Source organism: Chryseobacterium sp. 14P4.3.2 (assembly GCF_057799275.1).
Genome location: NZ_JBYOKO010000018.1, coordinates 1 through 19,106, shown reverse-complemented (window position 1 = coordinate 19,106; position 19,106 = coordinate 1). Strand labels below are relative to the sequence as shown.

Sequence of the window (19,106 nt, the reverse complement as noted above, 5' to 3'; positions counted from 1 at the left end):
GTAAATCATTAATTTTTAGTCAGAGTTATAGTTTTAAATAACCATTAGACAGGTATTAGTGAACGTCGGCTTCGGAATTCTCCGCATGCCTTTCTGTTGCAGATTTATCTTCTGCGACTCCGGATTTCCAGTAAGAATAGGCATAGAGCTCTCCCTGTTTCCATTGTTTATCTTTTCGGAGATATCTTCGGATTTCTTTTACTGATGAAAATTCTGCTGCTACATAACCGGAGCGCGATCCTTCAGGCAGCACCTGTTCTTTGACTACTTCCGCAAGTCTGCTGCCCTGCTGAGGGTGCTCATTATAAATCCAGATAAATTCAATCTCCGCAAGTGTTTGTAAGTTCTGTTCATCTTCTTGGCTATCAACTTCAATGATGCAGATTCCTTTAGCCGTTGCCGGAAGGTCTTCCAGAATTGCTGCTAATACGGGAATTCCCGTTGAATCAGCTACCAGGATATAATGATCAGCCTTTCCATAAAGCTCTGTTTTCCCGTCTTTCATTACTACCCCTATCAAATCTCCTTTCTTAGCGTCCAGGGCCCATGCAGACGCCGGACCTTCATCTCCGTGAGCAACAAAGTCAATCCAGATCTCATTATTTTCAAGATCAATCCCGCGATGGGTATAGGTTCTTATAGTTGGACGAATTTCTTCAGGCTGAGTTTTCCACTGCATTTTATCATAATCAAATTCCGGAAAGTGAACCTGGTCTGCTCCTTTTGGCGGAATAAGAATTTTATTGTTCACTCCTACCGTCGTATTGGCTATTAAAGAGACCTTTTCTCCTGTCAGAAAAATCCTGATATAATGCGGTGTGATATATTCTTTTCTGCTTACTGTAAATTCTGCCTGTATTGCTTTAAAATTTCTCATAATACTGTTTCTGTTATCTTTTACATTACAAATTCTTTGGCTCTGATGTGGGCATTCCACATTCTGTTATAGAGTTCACTTTCTTCCAGAAGGTTCTTATGTTTTCCCTCCGAAATAAGCCTTCCTCTGTCAAAAACTATAATCTTGTCTGCATCGGTAATTGTGCTTAGTCTGTGGGCTATAATCAGTACCGTCTTATCTTTTATCAACTGGCTGAATGCCTGCTGAATCATGAATTCATTTTCCGGGTCTGCAAATGCTGTGGCCTCATCCAGAATCAGTATCGGAGCATTTTTAAGAATTGCTCTGGCCAACTGAAAACGCTGCTGTTCACCTCCACTCAGATGTACCCCGGACTGCCCGAATAATGTATCATAGCCATCCGGAAGATTACTGATCATCTCATGAAGCTGAGCGGCCTTGGCTGCCTCTTCTACCTCTGCACGGGTTTTATCCATTCCCATCCGGATATTTTCATACATACTTTGCTGAAACATAAAACTGTCCTGAAAAACAAAAGAAACCATCTGCATAAGCTGCTCCGGAGGGTAATGTTTGATATTAATTCCGCCAATGGTTATCCTTCCTTCGCTGGCGTCCCAGAAGCGGGCTAAAAGCTGTCCTACTGTACTTTTACCTGCTCCTGAAGGGCCCACCAGCGCTGTAATGGACCTTTCCCTGATTTCAAAATCAACATTTTCCAATACAAGATTATTCTCATCATACGCAAAGCTTACATTCTTAAATGCAATACTGAGGTTTTCCGGATGATGATTTTCATGGCTTTCTTCTAAGTTTTTATGATACAAAAGTTCATCAATCTGCTCTACTCCCCTGTTGATTATTGAAATCTGTATTCCCATATTGCTCAGTACAAAAAGCGGTTTGATATAGCCTGTCCCCAGAATCAGAAACAACAGCAAAGTAGCCAGGGTTACCCCGTTCTCAAAGTACAGATACAGGCCCAGCGCAAGTACCGGAAGCATCGCATTACTGATAAAGCTCATGAATACGGCAAACGCAGGGGTACTTGTTTTCACCCAATCATTAACGAATCCATTGAACTGCTTCACTGTATTTCCGTATTTATCAAAAGTTTCCGCAGACTGTCCGAATATTTTCATCACAGGCATTGCCCGCACATATTCTACAATTCCGGAATTCATATCTTCTAAAGACTGGTGATAGTTTTTCATCATTCCTTTGGCTTTTTTCCCTCCAAACATGATGGGAATCCATATAGCCAGAATAATCAAGGGTACAAAACTGATAACAGCCAGCCTCCAGTCCTGGAAAAAAAGGAAAATAATTGTAATCACCGGCAAAGCTACTCCTTTCACAAAATCAGGAATCTGATGGGCAATAAAGTTTTCAATTCGTTCCACATCATCAGACAGTATCTTTTTCAATGCCCCCGAATTTCTGTTATTAAGGTATCCCATCGGGAGCTTCCCTACTTTATCTACAATAAACCTTCTTAATTCGAATAAAATATGATACGCCGCGATATGAGATAAAATTCCTGAAACAAAAAATACAAACATACTTACCACCGCTGCAATGACTGCATAAATAATGTATTGGCGGGCCAGGCTGAAATCCACTCTTTCTCTGGTCAGTTCACGGATGATATAAAATATCAGGATGTAGGGAACCAGACTCAGCAATGCATGTAGTACGGATAAAAAACCAGATATGAGCAACAGTAGTTTTCTTCTTCCCGCTATCTCCAGCAATCTTGCAATTCCGTTTTTCCTTTTCTTATATTCTTTCATGAAAAATAGATTTAGTTATTAAGAATGATTCTAAATAATTATTACCTTTGTGCAAAAGTAGAAAGTATACTCAACAGTATGGGTATGTGAAACGGAATAAAAAGTCCGTGAAAAGGAGAACTTAACCAAAGGAAAGAAAATGACATTACGCTTATATGATGAAAGTGTCGGAAAAATGCTCATAGAGCGAAATTATCCTGACAGCTATTACGTCAATGACGGAGATATACAGGAGTGTATCATCCAGCTGATCCCTCCTTATGGTAATGGATTTTACCATGAGATCTGCTTTGAAAATGTCCATATCAGTTTTGGAAATATTTCACTGGACAACCAGCTTCAGCTGTATTTCGAGAGTGATTTCGATACGGTGGAAATGCATTTTGCCCTTAAAGGAAAAAGCATGGCAAGTTCGGAAAACTTTGGAAAAACAGTACAGTTTGACAGCTATCAGCATAATATTATCTATGCCCACCGTATGCAGGGAAAAATGGATTTTTACGGTCCCGATCTTCATTTGCTGGAAATCAACCTGGCTCCTTCTTTCTTTAAAAAATTTCTGCCTGAGTATTCGGGCTTGTTTGAGACTTTCAGAAATACGATTGAAAAACAGCAGTCATCACTGATCACACCGGATCACAACCGGATCAGCCTAGAAATGTATGAGATTCTGAATGACATCATGCATTGTGACAGAAAGGGAGTCTTTAAACGGATATATCTGGAGGCCAAAGTAAGCGAACTGCTTCTTTTACAACTGGAACAGCTTTTCCACCACGAATCTTCGAAATCACCCATTGTAAAAAAAGATGAAGAGAAGATGTATGCTGTAAGGGATTATATTCTCAATAACCTTAGTACCAGCTGCTCTTTAAATGATCTGGCCCACCATGCAGGCACCAATGAATTTACTTTAAAAAAGGGATTTAAAGAGCTTTTCGGAACAACAGTCTTCGGTTTCTGGAATGATATGAAAATGGAAGAGGCTAAAAAAATGCTTCTTGACACCCATATGAACATCAGTGAAATTTCGGATATTATCGGTTATAAAAACCCACGCCATTTTTCAGCAGCTTTTAAAAGAAAATACAATATACTTCCCAGCAAGATAGGCAACAGATAATCAATAAACAGCAAATCTTCTGTAACTATTTTATTTTAAACTGGCCACTCCCTGGTTTAAAAAGATCATGTAAAACTATATTACTGAATATAATACCACCTGTAAAGTCTTTTAAAGCTCAAAATAAATTTATTTTCTTATTTTATATATCCATTCATTATTACACAGTCAATATGATGAAAAAAATAATACAATTATAAAATTAACACATTCTTTATACCATAAAAATAATATGAATATGGATTGTATAACATAATAAAATTCTATATAAAAAGTATTAATATTTAACATTTTACGGCTAAATCAATTTATTGTTAAAAAAAGAAATATTTAATGCATAATAATATTGTTTATAAGAATTTGCGGTTATCTTTGCCTCTTAAATCGATGGAAGAATGCATTAGATGATAAGGCAAAGCCTTTTTACCACGGATTTATTCAATAATCCACCTTTCCTGTGTAACTAATCTCCTTCCTCTCCAACTAATTCAACATTCACAAACTATAACCTATATAAAGAAATCTCTACTACTTTAAAAAAATAAACTTAATGCAAACATCTTTTTTTAAAATTGCTGCTGCTTCTGCCGCACTCTGTCTCAGCAGTTGGGCTATGGCACAGCAGAAATATTCGGTAAGCGGAACGGTAAAAGACCAGAAAAACGGAGAACTTCTGATCGGAGTAGGAGTAAAAATAGCAGAAGATCCTTCTATTAATGTTATAGCCAATGAATATGGATTCTATTCCTTATCATTACCGGAGGGGAATTACACAGTGATCATTTCTTATCCCGGTTATAAGGATTTTGAGCAAAAGATCACCGTTGACCAGAATATAAAACTGGATCTTCCCCTAAACCAGGAAGAACAGAAAGAAAAATCCAAAACAATTGATGAAGTAATCATTTCAGGAGTTAAGAAAGACAAAAACCTTTCTACAGCTCAGATGGGAACTGAGACATTAAGTATTAAAAACATCGAAAAGCTTCCGGTTTTATTTGGAGAAAAAGATGTCATGAAAACCATACAGCTGTTACCGGGGATCAAAAGCAGTGGTGAAGGAAGCAGCGGATTCAGTGTAAGAGGTGGTGCTACAGACCAGAACCTTATTTTACTGGATGAAGCTCCGGTATATAATGCCTCACACCTTCTTGGTTTCTTCAGTACCTTCAACAGTGATGCATTAAAAGATGCAAGCATTATCAAAGGAAACAGTCCTGCTCAGTATGGAGGAAGACTTTCTTCTGTACTGGATGTAAAAATGAAGGATGGTAATAATCAGGATTATAACGTCAACGGAGGAATTGGCCTGATCAGCAGCAGATTGAGCGTGGAAGGACCTATTCAAAAAGAAAAATCATCATTTATTGTTTCAGGGAGAAGAACTTACGCCGATTTGTTCCTTAAAACAACTAAAGATTATAAAGACAACAAATTATATTTTTATGATCTGAATCTGAAAGCAAACTATCAGATCAATGAAAACAACCGTATTTATCTTTCCGGATATTTCGGAAGGGATGTGCTGGGGCTGGGTGACACATTCTCCACAGATTGGGGAAACACCACAGCTACATTAAGATGGAACAGCATTATCAGCAGTAAATTATTCTCAAATACCTCATTTATCTACAGTGATTATGATTATAAAATCAGTCTGAAAAATGATGATAATGTATTTGATTTAAATTCAAAAATAAAGGACTGGAACCTTAAGCAGGATTTTACATGGTTTGCCGGGAATAAGCATTCTGTACGTTTTGGACTTCAGTCTATTTACCATACTATTATCCCCAGCAGTGCCTCTGGAACCAGCGTGAGCAGTTATCCAAGAAACCCGAGATACTCATGGGAAAATGCTTTGTATATTAACGATGATTTTAAAGCAACAGAAAAGCTGACCGTTAATTATGGAGCAAGACTTTCCATGTTCAGTGTATTGGGTGGTGATACTTTCAACACGTATGAAAATGGCGTTCTTACGGACAGCCAGTTTTTGGAAAAAGGGAAATTCGGGAAAACATATGTCAATATTGAGCCGCGAATTACAGCCAATTACCGCATCAACGAGGTCAGCAGTGTAAAAGCCGGATATTCCCGTAATACTCAGAACCTGCATCTTCTAAGCAACAGTAACAGTGGAAATCCTACAGATCAGTGGATTGGAAGCAGTTATACAGTAAAACCTGAAATTGCAGATCAGATCAGTGCGGGCTACAGCAGAAACTTCAACAATAACAATTATGAACTGAATGCTGAAGTATACTACAAGTCTATGCAAAACCAAATCGACTTCAAAAACGGGGCTCAGATTGGATTTGATACAGGATCTGATGTAGAAAGTGAACTTTTATTCGGTAAAGGAAGGGCTTATGGTCTGGAACTTATTGCAAAAAAGAAAACCGGAAAGCTTACAGGATGGATTTCCTATACCTTGTCTAAAACAGAAAGAAGGATCAACGGGATCAATAATAATGAGTGGTACAACGCAAGAATGGATAAAACTCATGACCTTTCGGTAGTGGCTACTTATCAGCTTAATCCAAAATGGACCTTCTCAGGGCTTTTTGTTTACAGCACAGGAAATGCAGTAACGTTCCCTACAGGGAAATATGAACTGAACGGACAAACTGTATTCCAATACAGCAACAGAAATGCAGACAGAATGCCTGCTTATCACAGAATGGACGTAAGTGCTACTTATGAACCAAGCACCAATAAACGTTTCCGCGGTTCATGGACTTTCGGTATTTATAATCTGTATGGCCGTGAAAATGCCTATATTATTAACTTCGAAGATAATCCTGACCGTCAGGGAACAACCCGTGCTACGCAAGTTTCTTTATTCCGTTGGGTACCTAACATCACTTATAACTTCAAATTCTAAATCATGAAAAATTCATTTTTTATCATATTATCCCTGTTTGCATTAACTTCTTGTGAAAAAGAAATTGACTTAGACCTTAGTGATCAAAGCGGAAACATTGTCATTGAAGGAAATGTAACCGATAAAGCGGGACCTTATACTGTGAAAATCACAAAATCCGTTGGTTTTTCGGAACCTAATCAATATCCAGCCGTTACCGGAGCTCAGGTTATTTTAAGTGACAATACAGGACAGACGGAAACGCTGCATTATATTGGCAATGGAATGTACCAAACTACTACTTTTTATGGGGATCCGGGCAGAACTTACACCCTGAACGTAAAGGCCGAAGGAAAGGAGTATACTGCTCAGAGTACTATGCCGGAACCCGTTAATCTTGACGGGCTGCAACAGAGTTCATTCAAATTTGGTGATAAAGTTACCTATACCCTTTTGCCGCTGTTTACAGATCCGGCACCATTAGGGAACCGTTATCTTTTTACTTTTACCATCAATAATCTTACTAAGAAATACATGAATGTCTTTTCAGACAACGTTAACAACGGATTGCCCAATCAACAGCCTCTCCTTCTTCCTAATGATGATAACAAGGGCAGAGATCACGAGGTAGTGGTAGGAGATACTATTCATGTAGAAATGCAGTGCATCAGTGCTAATGTGTTTACTTATTATAATGCCCTCCTTCAGATTTCCGGAGGAAACGGCGGCGGCGTAACTCCTTCCAACCCTCCCAGCAATATCAGCAACGGAGCTCTGGGGTATTTTTCAGCCCATACGCTTAATAAGGACAGTTATGTGATTCAGCAGCTGACTACTCCATAAATTTTAAAAAGGATATTCCGAACGTTTGGAATATCCTTTTTTATTAAACATTATTCTGAAATCTGAAACGTATTAACTTTGACCAGGCTTCAACTGCACCAGCCTCAAAAAATATAAATGCTTAAGCTCATTTAAACATAAGGATACTTTTCATCAATATTGAATTCAAAATAAAAGCAGCCTTCAAAAAAAATGAAGACTGCTTTCTGGAAATGTATGAATGTTCTGAATTTAAAATCCTGATTCTAATACTTTTAGAAGTTCTGTCTGCTGGATAACATCATTTTTGCTGCTGATAAGGTTATAATTGGCCTGAAGCCATCCGTTCCGGACAACAAAAAAAGTATAGGCATCCATCAGTCCTTCCTTATATTTTTCTTCTGACTTCTGGAATGACAGTTTCTGATTTTCAAAATTGGCCTCCAGCAGGTTATATTTCTCCTGAGCATTTAAAAACTGTGCTTTGATTGAATTAATATTTTGCGTGAGATCATTAATAACCAATTCTTTATCGTAATTGGAATTGATGATGTTCAGTTTTGCAATTTCCACATTGGTTTTTACCTGTAACTTATTAAAAACAGGAACAGTAAGTCCAAAGAAAACAGTCTGGTTTTTGTTTTGTGAAAACTGATCAGAGAAACGGATATTAGAACCATCATCATTGCCCAACACTTTGTTATAAAAAGTAGACCAGCTGTAACTGCCGTTTAAAGTTGGCAGATATCCTGCTTTTGCAATATCTTTTTTCTTTTCCTGTGCCTTAATCTCGGCAATAGCAGATTGGTAGGCAGGATTTTTTTCCAGCAGTTTTTTTGTAAAATCCGGATCATGAAATTCTGCTTCAGAAAAAAGATTTTCGTCACTCATTACAAAATCCACTGAATCCTGACTCACAGACAACGCATTAAGCAGATTAATCTTTGCCTGGTCACGCTGGTTTTTAGCAGATACCCACTGCTCCTGCAGCGTTCCCAAATTCGCTTTGATGTCGTATACGTCACTTTTGGGTCTGTTTCCGATCTCTACTTCTTTTTCGGTACGTTTGATCTGATCCTGCATTCCGGAGATCTGGGTCTCCAGCACTCCAAGCCAGCTTTTGCTGTTCTGGTACGCAAAAAACATCTGGATCACGTTCAGTTTTACTTTGTTCTGAGCCAGTTTAAGTTTATAGGTACTGGTTTCTTTATTCAGCTTAGACAAAGATATATCCAAAATATTTCTCCAGTTGAAAAGGCTCCAGTCTGCCTGGGCTGTAAACTGGTCATACTGGGTATTGAGGGCTTCTCTCTGGTTACTGGACTGATTAATGGAAGAACCAAAACTAAAGGTATTCCTTACGCCTGCTTCTACGGAGGGCAGCAGCATTCCTTTTGATCCTGTTATCAGTTTATCATTTTTCTCAACATTTATGGCAGCCTGTTTTATTAAAGGATGATGGGCGGATGCATAGTCGAGACATTCCTGCAGGTTCCATGTTTGCTGCGCCGGATAAAGGCCAACAAAGAGTATGAAAATCAAATTTTTCATGAGTACGGTCTGGTTTGAATAAATTTAAAAATAAAGTGAATAATGAACTCAGTTACTCATATTTCAGATATTTTACAAGATTCACTTTGGTGGCTTTATAAGCTTTAATGCTTACAACAGCAAACGTTAATCCCAATAAAACAAGGAAACTTGCAATAAAAGGCCATGCCGGCATATCAATTCTGTAGGCAAAATCTTTAAGCCATTCATTCATCAGATAATAACAGATGGGAATGCTGATCAAAACAGCTATCACTGCAATCCAGAGGAATTGGCGCGTCAGTCCGAAAATCAGAGTATGATCTGAAGCTCCCAATGTTTTTCTGATGGCTACATCTTTCAGTTTCTGCTCAATCATTAATGACGATAGTGCAAAAAGTCCCAGTAAAGCTACCATTAATACCATTGCATTCAAAATAGCGAATAAAGTCTGTTGCTTCTGATAGGCTTCAAAAGTTTTGGCGAATTTCTGATCAAGGAAATAATAATCAAAAGGATATCCCGGTTCTACTTTATTTTGCCAATATGTTTTTATTCTTTTTACAGTTCCGGCAATATCATTTGGATCTATTTTCAGTTGAATATTATAGACATTGAATCTCTTCCACTGTGTTTCTCTGTAATGAAAAAACACAATCGGTTCTATTTCCGTTTTCAGATTCCGGATATTGAAATCTTTTACAATACCTACAATTTTATAATTTTTGATATCAAAACCTGGCTTAATTTCATTTTTTAAAGCATCTTCATCTTTCCATCCAAACTTTCTTACAAAAGCCTCATTCACCAAAACATTATTGATGGTATCTGATGAAAGATTAGGGTCCAGCCAGCGCCCTTTTTTAAGTTTTACATTGATGAATTTCAGATAATCATAATCCATAGAACCATGCTGCCCCTGTATACTCTTATCCATAAAGTCGATATTGGAACTGCTGGATCGTCCACTTCCGGGAACTGCTTCTCCATAAGAAATATCAGTAACTCCGGGTATTTTTCTCATTTCGGTTTTAAGTCTTTCATACTTCAGCCAAGGTTTTGCATTGTTTTCATTGAAGTTGATCATCATTATCTGTTTACCGCTGTAGCCAAGGTCTTTGTTCATCATGTATTCCACCTGTTTATTAACAATCAATCCGCAGATAATAAAGAAGGAAGAAATCACTAATTGCAGTGTCAGAATTCCGTTTCTCAGCCAAACGCCATGTTTACTTCTTGCGAAATTGCCTTTAAGGGTTTCTATAGCTTTAAAGTTGGAGAGATACATGGCCGGAATCAGTCCTGCAATCAAGGTTACCATAATGACCATCAGGAAAGAGTAAAAGAAAATATGCCAGTCATCCATCTTCATTTCTTTATCATAAAACTTATTGAAGCTTGGTAAGAGGAGCTCTGTTAATGCCAATGAAAGTAAATATGAGGTCATACAAATCACAAATGTTTCCAGCAAAAACTGCAGCACAAGGCTGGATTTGGTACTTCCGATTGCTTTTCTGACACCAATTTCTTTTGCTCTCTGAGAAGCCTGCGCCGTTTTAAGATTAATAAAATTAATAGCTGATAAAACCACAATAAGCACAGAAAGCGTAAACAGAATCATCAGTGTTTTGAAATCCGGAAACCCAAACCATGATGCTTTTGCATGGAGCTTCACCTGATCCCATGGCGTCAGCAGACTGTCGGTAGGACCATACAAATCAAGATATTGCTGAACGGTTAACCCGGCAGAACCACTCTCCAGGCTGGCACGGTATTCTAAAACATCCTTTCTGAATCTTTGCTGTACCATAAGAGGATCTGTTCCTTTTTTGAGCATAAAAAGACAGGCATAGTTAAAATTACCCCAGTTCTTTTCATCATTTTTAATCTGGTCAACAGGATTGATGATGAATTCCGGTTTTACCTGCGTATTTCCCTTAGGCAGCTCATACACTGCAGTGACAATATAATTGTGGTTGTCAAATTTGATACTTTCTCCTGCTACATTTGTTCTTCCAAAAAGATTTTTGGCAGCCGTTGTGGAAAGCACAATAACATTCCCTCCTTTCAGTGCATTTTTATAACTTCCGGCAATCAGTTTAAATGGGAAAAAGTCGAAAAAACTTTCTGTAGAGGTCATTCCATCCTGCTGATAGATCGTTTTATCTTTTGTGCTCATCTTCAATCCTATTCCGGAACCATTAAACAAAACGTAATCCTGAACCCCCGGAATGACTTCTTTAGCACGTCTTGCCATTGGGATCGAAATATTATTCCCATAAGAATTTTCTTTCTTGTGATACGTCTGGAAATAGTACATATTCTCCCTTTTAGGGTTCCATCTTTCAAAAGATTCTTCATCATTCCAATTCATCAGGATGAGCATGAATCCAGTTAACCCGACAGTAAGTCCAAATAAATTGATAAATGTGGACAGCCAGTTCTTTTTATAATTGATCAGGGCAATTTTGAGCCAGTTGGTAAGCATAATAGTAGTGTTATAGTTAATGATAGGTGATGAAGTGCATCTGGATTAATCAAATGCTCCGGCATCTGCTTTTGCAAAGACATCTTTTCTTCGGGAGGCATATTCTTCATTAAAAATTTCGCCATCTTTCATAGTAATGATCCGGGAAGCAAAACCTGCATCATAAGAAGAGTGTGTCACCATCACTATGGTAGATCCTTCCCTATGAAGTTCAGCCAGAAGGTTCATTACTTCATTACCATTGGAGCTGTCCAGGTTTCCTGTAGGCTCGTCCGCAAGAATCAGCCTGGGTTTTGTTACCAGCGCTCTTGCTACTGCTGCTCTCTGCTGCTGTCCTCCGGAAAGCTGTTGTGGATAATGTTTTGCACGGTGGGCAATATTTATTTTCTCCAGAATTTCCTCTACTTTTCTTTTTCTTTCAGAAGAAGAAAATCCGTTGTATATGAGTGGAAGCTCAATGTTTTCATAGACCGTCAACTCGTCGATCAGGTTAAAATTCTGGAATATAAAACCTATATTTTTTTTGCGGACGTCTGATTTTTTTCTTTCACTCAGTCCGATCATTTCAACGCCTTCAAACTGATAAGAACCTGATGAAGCAGCGTCGAGAAGTCCAAGGATATTTAAAAATGTAGATTTCCCGCAGCCTGAAGGTCCCATTATCGCAAGAAATTCGCCCTCCTTAATATTGAGATTTACTTCATTTAAAGCATTGGTCTGTACATCTTCTGCTTTATAAATTTTTGAAAGATTATGTATATTGATCATTGTAGTATATGTTTAATGTTATGGTTATTGATATTCTGAAAGCCTTTTGTGGCTGCTTTTTATAAGAGGTTAAAAATATTCATCTTTTTACTTTTTAATCTCAATGATTTCATATTTTTTCAAGTCTGAATAATCTGATGTAATAATGGTCTCTCCTTCTTTGAGTCCTGATATTACTTCATAGTACAGCGGATTTTCTCTGCCGATACTTATTGTTCTTTTTTCTGCTTTATCTCCTTTCACTACAAATACCCATTTTCCATTGGTCTCTTTAAAGAAGTTCCCTTTGGGGATCATGGTACTCCGGGTATCTGCTGAAAGCTTTAATTTCAATCCGAAGGTCATTCCTATTTTCAGGTTGTCAGGTTTTTTATCTGTAAAATTAAGCTCCGCCAAAAACTGTCCGTCTTTTACTTCCGGCAGGATTTTAGTAATTACCACATTATAAAGCTTACCATCATTATCAAGGATCCCTTTGATTCCGTTCTGAAGTTTATTGATATAATACTCATCTATTTTAGCTACCATTTTATATCCGTCCATCAAATCAATCTTCCCTATACTTTGTCCATTGGTAAGGTTTTCTCCTATTGAGATGCTGAACGATGAAAGTCTTCCGGAAGCCGGTGCCAGAATCAGAAAATTGTTTTTATTGGAACGCAAGATCTGAAGGCTCTTATCCATCTGCCCTATTGAGCTGCTTATGGACGCCATCTGAGCATTCCTGGAGTTTTTTTCTGTAGAAAATCCTTTCTCTATGATAGATTTTCTCTGTTTCTGATAGGTAAGATTTTGCGTACTGATGTCATAATCTGTCTTTTTTCCAATCTCTGCGTCATAAAGCCGTTTCTGAAGATTAAAATTCTGCAGCGCCGTATTATAATCATTTTGAGCCTGCAGCAATTCTTTATCCTGAGCCAGTTCCTGATTTTTCAGTTCGAGAAGGGTGCTTCTCATCTGGCTGATCTGCTGCATAATTCCTGTTTCCTGATTCATGTAAGTAAATTCGGTATTAGGATTATACACTCTCGCAATAGGCTGTCCTTTAGTGAGGATCTGACCGTCTTCAGCAAAGATTTCCTTCACCGCTCCTCCCTCCAGTACATTGACCAGTGAAGAATTAAGAGATTGGGTCTGTGCTGTCACCATCAGCATATCTTCAAATTTCCCCTGGGTAACCTCGTCCATCTGAATATCTGCAGCGGAAACATTATATGTTTTTTTCTCACTGATAAAGTACACGCCGGACAACGATATCATTGTCAATAGGGCCAATCCGCCTAAAACAAATTTTAATTTCGATTTCTTTTTTACTATTTTCGTATCCATATTAAAGATAACTCATTTTATTACAATAGATTACACAAGGCAGATGCCAGAGAAATATAAACAGGTAAGTCATTGACAATCTGCAATAATGTTTTCAGGAATAGAAGATCAACTGTTCATTATCGGACACTTCTTGTGCGAAAACGAACACTTTTGTAATCAAAAAACAAGTTTTTAATACATTTAATGTAAACTGTATGCGTAAAAAAGAAGCCCATATTCTGATTGTAGATGATGATGAAGACATTCTCTTCTCCGCCAGAGTCTGGCTTAAAAAGTTTTTTTCAGAAGTCAGCTGCCTCAGTAAACCTGCTCAGATTTTAAAATTCATGACGGAAAATCAGGTGGATGCCGTGGTACTGGATATGAATTTCAGAAAAGGCTTTGAAAGCGGCCAGGACGGTCTATATTGGATGAATGAGATCAAAACCCTGGAACCTCATCTTCCCATTATTCTGATGACGGCTTATGGAGAGGTGGAACTGGCGGTAGAAGCTTTAAAGAACGGAGCTTCCGATTTTATTCTAAAGCCCTGGAACAATGAGAAGCTATACGCCTCCGTTAATCTCGCCGTAGATATTTCACGGAAAAACAGAAAACTCAGCCAATGGGAAAACGTAAGTCAGAAAAACAGCCAATATCAATTGGAAAGCCACTCTTCAAAAATGAAGGAAGTTCTTGAGCAGATCAGCAAAGTAGCCCCTACAGATGCTAATATCCTGCTGTTAGGAGAAAACGGAACGGGAAAATATGTCTTGGCAGAGTCTATCCATGAACAGTCTGAACGGAAAAATCAACCTTTTGTTCATATTGACCTGGGAAGTATTTCTGAAAATCTTTTTGAATCTGAGTTATTTGGATATAAAAAAGGTGCATTTACTGATGCTCATCAGGATTATACCGGAAAAATTGAAAATGCCCAAAACGGAACTGTATTTCTGGATGAGATCGGAAATTTGCCCCTTCAGCTTCAGACAAAACTTCTGAGCCTGATTCAGAACAGGAAATTATCCAGAATTGGAGAGTCTAAAGAACGTTTACTGGATGTCCGTTTTATTTTTGCCACCAATGAAAATCTTAAAAAAGCAGTTGCTGAGCACCGTTTCCGGCAAGATTTGTATTACAGGATCAATACGGTGGAAATTCAGATTCCTGCTTTAAGAGAAAGGCAGGAGGATATTGAACTGCTTACTCATTATTTTCTGGACCGTTATAAACAGAAATACCATAAACCCAATCTTGTCCTCACGGAAGATTTATTAACCGGTCTCAAAAATTATCCCTGGCCCGGCAATATCAGGGAACTGGATCACTGCCTGGAAAGAAGTGTCATTCTATCCAATGAAAGTAATCTTCACCTATTAATGCCTCAACATGAAGAACATGAGAACACTATTGTGAATCTTAATATCGAAGAAATGGAAGAAATCCTGATCAGAAAAGCTTTGAAAAAACATACCGGGAATATTTCTTTAGCAGCAGAAGATCTGGGCCTTTCAAGGGCGGCTCTGTACAGGAGAATGGAGAAATTCGGGTTATAAAAGCGATTAAATTTCAGATGTGAGATTCCAGACTGCAATCGGGCTGGTAAAATATAAATCTCCGGTTATTATAATGTACTATCAATACTATATAAAAATTCATGAGTAAAACAAAGTATCTGTGGCTGATCTACAACCTGCTGGCTATCGTTAGTGGAATCACGAGTTATCATTTCTTTTCAGAAAAAAAATGGTTCAATGCTGTTCTTTTTGCCCTACTCATGATTGCTTTTACAGCATTGGTCTATACATCACTCATGGCCCAGATTTCAAAAGCAAACAAGGTGATTTCCTCTATCAGGAGAAAAGATTTTTCGTTATTTCCAAAGGAAGAAGGAGCAGAACTTTTAGAAAACAGCGTCCGGCTATATTATCAAAGCAAGGAAGAACAATTCTCTTTATCTTCTTATAAGCTTCTCTATGAAAGTATACTGGATCAGCTGGAAACCGGGCTTATGATCCTCTCTGAAAAAGAACAGTTCTGGAATGTGTTTTATGTGAACAGCACGTTCCTCAATACTCTTCAGGTTCCCAAATACAACAGGTGGGATCTGTATGCCGAAAAAGTTCCTGAATTTTATAGGATTATCGAAGATACCAATTACAAGAGTTCACAGGAATTTTTTGACATTTCTATTCACGGGAATTCTAAACAGTCGTTCTCTCTGAGAACTAAACAGGTCAGAAGTACTCAGCATCATTTTTATATTATTACGCTGGAATCTGTACAAAAGATTATCGAACAAAAAGAAAAACTGGCATGGAACAATCTGATGAAAGTGATTTCCCATGAGCTCCTGAATACGCTTACTCCCGTCAACAGCCTGATTCAAAACCTGGAGTACATCAGCAACCAGGAAACCATCGATAAGGAAGATCAGCAGGAAATGAAAGAAAGCCTGATGATTATCAATTCAAAATCAAAACAGCTTCTGAATTTTGTAGATCACTACCGTCAGGTTGCAGAATTGCCCAAACCCGTTCTGGCTCCTATTTCACTGAAAAAAATCTCTGAATCTGCCGCTAATTTCCTGAAACCTGAGTTTGAAAGATACAATATCATGATGGTTTCGGAAATAGAAGATTTTATAGTGTCTGCGGATGAAAAGATGATTGAGCGAAGTCTGATCAATCTCTATCTCAATGCAATTTATGCCGTCTCAGAAAAGGAACAAAAGATGATCAAAACAACCGTTAGATCCAATAACAACCGGATTATCATCAGTATTGCCGATAACGGCTCAGGAATTATTCCTGGTATTAAAGATAAAATATTCCTTCCTTTTTTTACAACGAGAGCCAACGGATCGGGGATTGGATTAACACTGGCTAAAAGTATCATGGAAGCTCATGGCGGATATCTTAATTACAGAGCCCTGGAAGAAGGAAGTTGTTTTGAATTGTGGTTTGTAGAATAACCTCCTGACACCCTGTTGTCACCCTTCTGCTCTACCTTTGTTTAAAATTATTCAACAATTAAATTTAAACAGTATGAAACTTGCCTCACTAAGGATTATTACAAAAGACATTAAGCAAACGGTATCATTTTATGAAAAAGCAGTTGGCTTAACCGCTCAGTGGTATACTGAAGATTTTGCCGAATTATCCGCCAGCTCTATCACCATAGCCATTGGAAGTACCCGAACCATGAAACTATTTGGTGAAAATCTTACAGAATCAACAGGAAATAAAACCACAATCATAGAGTTTCTTGTTGCTGACGTAGATGCAGAATATGAAAGGATCAAAAAACTCACAACTGACATTGTACAGGAGCCTACAACTATGCCATGGGGAAACCGGTCTCTTCTGTTTCAGGATCCGGACGGGAATCTGATTAATTTTTTCACACCGGTGACTGCGGAAGCAATTCAAAAGTTTAGCTAAAATTTATGCCAAAAAAATACCGCCTTATTCAGGTGGTATTTTTTAGTAAATCTATGCTCCTTTATTTTTTTAGCTTCTCCAATTCCAACACTTTATCAAGTGTCTTGTCTTTGAAAATACCGGCCGGATAAAAGCTGTTATTAAAATCGGGATATTTCCTTGGGTAATCCATCTCTATCGTGACAGGAATTCCGGTTCCTTCGTAAATTTTTCCTCTTTTATCAGTATAAATCTCGTTGGAAAGGCTAAACTCCCATCCATTAGGCAGTTCTTTCCAGAGGATTTCTGAAAATATTCCTGAAGTTCTGCTTCCGATTCTTGTAATATGCGGATAATCCAGTGCTCCAAGTGCAAAAATTTCTGCTGCACTTGCTGTATTGGGTCCCAAGAGTAAATAGACAGGCTTAGAATACGTTTTCTGTGCAGGATGTAAAGTATAGTTCTGTTTCGGGGTAAAGCCGGAACCCATTTTTGCTCTAACAGAAAGCACATTTTTGTCAGACGGAACAAAATAGCTTAACAGTTTAAGGGCTACCGTTTCATATCCTCCCCCGTTGAAACGAAGATCGATTACTACGGAAGATGTTCCTTCCAGATCATGAAGTACCCGATCCATCATCTTTGCCGCTCCTTCGATTTCATCATCAAACATTTTCTGAGGAGTTTTTGATTCACTGATTTTATCATACAAAGCTCTGAATTCTTTTGAGTTTTGCTGATTTTCAGGAACGTAATCAGCAAAATTATTCATATCTGTCATTAAGATATACCCCGTTTTACCATTTTTCAAAAACCCCCATTGCAATACCCCTCCATTATAAGATTTTAGTCCCTTTCCATAAGTATTTTTCAGATCAGACAGCAAAATCTGTCTTGTATGCACACTTCCTGATGCAGCCGATACTGGTGCAGGCTGGTCCTTCAAAGCATCTGGAAGATCAAGACGGATATGCCCGTCTTTAAGTTTTCCTATAATTTCCTTTAAGATTGCGGCAAACTCTTTATCGGTCTTAGCATTCTGAACCATTGGATGGTATTGGTCATATATTGCTTTCCAGTTTATATTCCGTTCTTTAAAAAAGGCATAATTATCATTAAACGTTTCCCAAAATACCTGAAAGTTCTTTGGATAAGATAGGTCCTTCACCTCTCTTATACATTTTGAAGGAAGTGAATCCAATGGGGTAAAATTATAATTAACAATTCCTCCCGGATTTAAAACCAGCTTTCTTTTAGCTGAAGAAATGACCCGGAAACGACCGTTAAAAATCCCTTCTGCCAAGGGTTTGCAGGTAACAGAATTGATATTGTAATACGAAAATGCAGAATCTTTGATTGCCAGCACCCGGTCATAGCCTTGTTGTTTCCACACTGTGTTGGTTAGTGACTTTGCGATCTCCTGGGCTTCCGCCATACCTCCTGACAAAGCTAAGCTCAGTAAGAAGAAAATATTTTTTGTAGTATTCATTGGTTACTGATAAGACAATCTTATCCATAGTAATATTACATGGTTTTCAAGATCTTACCTAAATTAAAAGCTAAAACAATTTTTCATTATTTTCCGATAAAAAATAAAACCTCGAAATTTATCGTCGTATATTTTATATAGTAAAATATAATTTATCATATCATAAAGCACAATGTAATACTAAATTATCATTTTTTACCTGGCCACAATATAATGGCAAAAAGAATTGAAAACATCTCCTTTTACTAACTAATTCAGATCTTAAATCTAAATCAGAGAAAGATTATTATCTTTTATAATTCCTGTTACTCAAGAATCATCCTTATGACTATCACTATAATTTGGTAAAATTATATACCTGTTTCCTGTATTAACCAAATCTGCCGATGTAATTTTACTTTCGAATAGACTATTTGTATAAGATATCCCACCAACAGCACTACTTCCTGTAAAGGCAGAGTTCAATCCTCCTGAAACAATACCTGGCAGTACAAACTTAATAGCTGCCGGATCACTTGAAATAGTTCCCAACGCTCCTGAGATTGCCGCTCCACCAATGGCGCCTCCCAATACCGCACTCCATGTTCTTTGCCAGTCCCATTTTACAGAATTCCAGTTTCCACCATTGGCAG

General features: G+C 37.8%; 14 protein-coding genes. 6 read left to right on the top strand and 8 right to left on the bottom strand.

All coding sequences use genetic code 11. The annotated features are described in order from the left end of the window. Positions 1 to 55: 55 nt before the first annotated feature. Together AC27VX_RS20365 and AC27VX_RS20360 are read right to left on the bottom strand one after the other, a co-directional pair. Positions 56 to 877: a siderophore-interacting protein gene (locus AC27VX_RS20365; protein ID WP_488697598.1), complete on the bottom strand. Its 822-nt coding sequence runs from the start codon at positions 875 to 877 to the stop codon at positions 56 to 58. A 20-nt stretch (positions 878 to 897) separates the two neighbouring features. Continuing rightward, positions 898 to 2,652: an ABC transporter ATP-binding protein gene (locus AC27VX_RS20360; RefSeq protein WP_488697596.1), complete on the bottom strand. Its 1,755-nt coding sequence runs from the start codon at positions 2,650 to 2,652 to the stop codon at positions 898 to 900. A gap of 139 nt (positions 2,653 to 2,791) precedes the next feature. Here AC27VX_RS20360 and AC27VX_RS20355 point away from each other — a divergent pair, with 139 nt between their 5' ends. The 3 genes from AC27VX_RS20355 (at position 2,792) to AC27VX_RS20345 (ending at position 7,484) form a co-directional block, all read left to right on the top strand. After that, complete coding sequence (locus AC27VX_RS20355) at positions 2,792 to 3,775, top strand: helix-turn-helix transcriptional regulator (protein WP_488697594.1); 984 nt, start codon at positions 2,792 to 2,794, stop codon at positions 3,773 to 3,775. A 550-nt stretch (positions 3,776 to 4,325) separates the two neighbouring features. Then, the gene (locus AC27VX_RS20350; protein WP_236858735.1) at positions 4,326 to 6,662 is read left to right on the top strand and encodes a TonB-dependent receptor; all 2,337 of its coding nucleotides are present in this window, start codon (positions 4,326 to 4,328) and stop codon (positions 6,660 to 6,662) included. A 3-nt stretch (positions 6,663 to 6,665) separates the two neighbouring features. Then, complete coding sequence (locus AC27VX_RS20345) at positions 6,666 to 7,484, top strand: DUF4249 domain-containing protein (RefSeq protein WP_488697592.1); 819 nt, start codon at positions 6,666 to 6,668, stop codon at positions 7,482 to 7,484. A 231-nt stretch (positions 7,485 to 7,715) separates the two neighbouring features. Here AC27VX_RS20345 and AC27VX_RS20340 read toward each other — a convergent pair whose 3' ends face one another. The 4 genes from AC27VX_RS20340 to AC27VX_RS20325 form a co-directional block, all read right to left on the bottom strand. Next, the gene (locus tag AC27VX_RS20340; protein WP_236858733.1) at positions 7,716 to 9,014 is read right to left on the bottom strand and encodes a TolC family protein; all 1,299 of its coding nucleotides are present in this window, start codon (positions 9,012 to 9,014) and stop codon (positions 7,716 to 7,718) included. Between the two features lie 52 nt (positions 9,015 to 9,066). Then, positions 9,067 to 11,481, bottom strand: a complete 2,415-nt coding sequence (locus AC27VX_RS20335) for an ABC transporter permease (protein WP_236858732.1) — start codon at positions 11,479 to 11,481, stop codon at positions 9,067 to 9,069. 45 nt (positions 11,482 to 11,526) lie between these two features. Further along, complete coding sequence (locus tag AC27VX_RS20330) at positions 11,527 to 12,249, bottom strand: ABC transporter ATP-binding protein (protein WP_236858726.1); 723 nt, start codon at positions 12,247 to 12,249, stop codon at positions 11,527 to 11,529. A gap of 87 nt (positions 12,250 to 12,336) precedes the next feature. Further along, on the bottom strand, positions 12,337 to 13,578 hold the full coding sequence (locus tag AC27VX_RS20325) for an efflux RND transporter periplasmic adaptor subunit (RefSeq protein ID WP_488697589.1): 1,242 nt from the start codon (positions 13,576 to 13,578) through the stop codon (positions 12,337 to 12,339). Positions 13,579 to 13,775: 197 nt separating this feature from the next. Here AC27VX_RS20325 and AC27VX_RS20320 point away from each other — a divergent pair, with 197 nt between their 5' ends. The 3 genes from AC27VX_RS20320 to AC27VX_RS20310 all read left to right on the top strand — a co-directional run bounded on the left by AC27VX_RS20320 (position 13,776) and on the right by AC27VX_RS20310 (position 17,006). Then, entirely contained in the window at positions 13,776 to 15,119 is a 1,344-nt protein-coding gene (locus tag AC27VX_RS20320; protein ID WP_300691589.1) for a sigma-54-dependent transcriptional regulator, read from the top strand. Between the two features lie 101 nt (positions 15,120 to 15,220). Beyond that, the gene (locus AC27VX_RS20315; RefSeq protein WP_488697587.1) at positions 15,221 to 16,537 is read left to right on the top strand and encodes a sensor histidine kinase; all 1,317 of its coding nucleotides are present in this window, start codon (positions 15,221 to 15,223) and stop codon (positions 16,535 to 16,537) included. Between the two features lie 73 nt (positions 16,538 to 16,610). After that, a complete protein-coding gene (locus AC27VX_RS20310; RefSeq protein WP_488697585.1) occupies positions 16,611 to 17,006 on the top strand; it encodes a VOC family protein in 396 nt (131 codons plus the stop codon). A gap of 61 nt (positions 17,007 to 17,067) precedes the next feature. Here the strand turns inward: AC27VX_RS20310 and AC27VX_RS20305 are convergent, their stop codons facing one another. Continuing rightward, positions 17,068 to 18,474 (bottom strand): S41 family peptidase, encoded by a 1,407-nt coding sequence (locus AC27VX_RS20305; RefSeq protein ID WP_488697583.1) that lies wholly within the window; start codon positions 18,472 to 18,474, stop codon positions 17,068 to 17,070. 309 nt (positions 18,475 to 18,783) lie between these two features. Continuing rightward, positions 18,784 to 19,106: hypothetical protein (locus AC27VX_RS20300; protein ID WP_488697581.1), on the bottom strand; the 323-nt coding region annotated here is incomplete at its 5' end.

Excerpts from the sequence above, each read along its gene's own strand:
- AC27VX_RS20365 (WP_488697598.1), bottom strand. The coding sequence starts at position 877 with ATGAGAAATTTTAAAGCAATACAGGCAGAATTTACAGTAAGCAGAAAA.
- AC27VX_RS20360 (WP_488697596.1), bottom strand. The coding sequence starts at position 2,652 with ATGAAAGAATATAAGAAAAGGAAAAACGGAATTGCAAGATTGCTGGAG.
- AC27VX_RS20355 (WP_488697594.1), top strand. The coding sequence starts at position 2,792 with ATGACATTACGCTTATATGATGAAAGTGTCGGAAAAATGCTCATAGAG.
- AC27VX_RS20350 (WP_236858735.1), top strand. The coding sequence starts at position 4,326 with ATGCAAACATCTTTTTTTAAAATTGCTGCTGCTTCTGCCGCACTCTGT.
- AC27VX_RS20345 (WP_488697592.1), top strand. The coding sequence starts at position 6,666 with ATGAAAAATTCATTTTTTATCATATTATCCCTGTTTGCATTAACTTCT.
- AC27VX_RS20340 (WP_236858733.1), bottom strand. The coding sequence starts at position 9,014 with ATGAAAAATTTGATTTTCATACTCTTTGTTGGCCTTTATCCGGCGCAG.
- AC27VX_RS20335 (WP_236858732.1), bottom strand. The coding sequence starts at position 11,481 with ATGCTTACCAACTGGCTCAAAATTGCCCTGATCAATTATAAAAAGAAC.
- AC27VX_RS20330 (WP_236858726.1), bottom strand. The coding sequence starts at position 12,249 with ATGATCAATATACATAATCTTTCAAAAATTTATAAAGCAGAAGATGTA.
- AC27VX_RS20325 (WP_488697589.1), bottom strand. The coding sequence starts at position 13,578 with ATGGATACGAAAATAGTAAAAAAGAAATCGAAATTAAAATTTGTTTTA.
- AC27VX_RS20320 (WP_300691589.1), top strand. The coding sequence starts at position 13,776 with ATGCGTAAAAAAGAAGCCCATATTCTGATTGTAGATGATGATGAAGAC.
- AC27VX_RS20315 (WP_488697587.1), top strand. The coding sequence starts at position 15,221 with ATGAGTAAAACAAAGTATCTGTGGCTGATCTACAACCTGCTGGCTATC.
- AC27VX_RS20310 (WP_488697585.1), top strand. The coding sequence starts at position 16,611 with ATGAAACTTGCCTCACTAAGGATTATTACAAAAGACATTAAGCAAACG.
- AC27VX_RS20305 (WP_488697583.1), bottom strand. The coding sequence starts at position 18,474 with ATGAATACTACAAAAAATATTTTCTTCTTACTGAGCTTAGCTTTGTCA.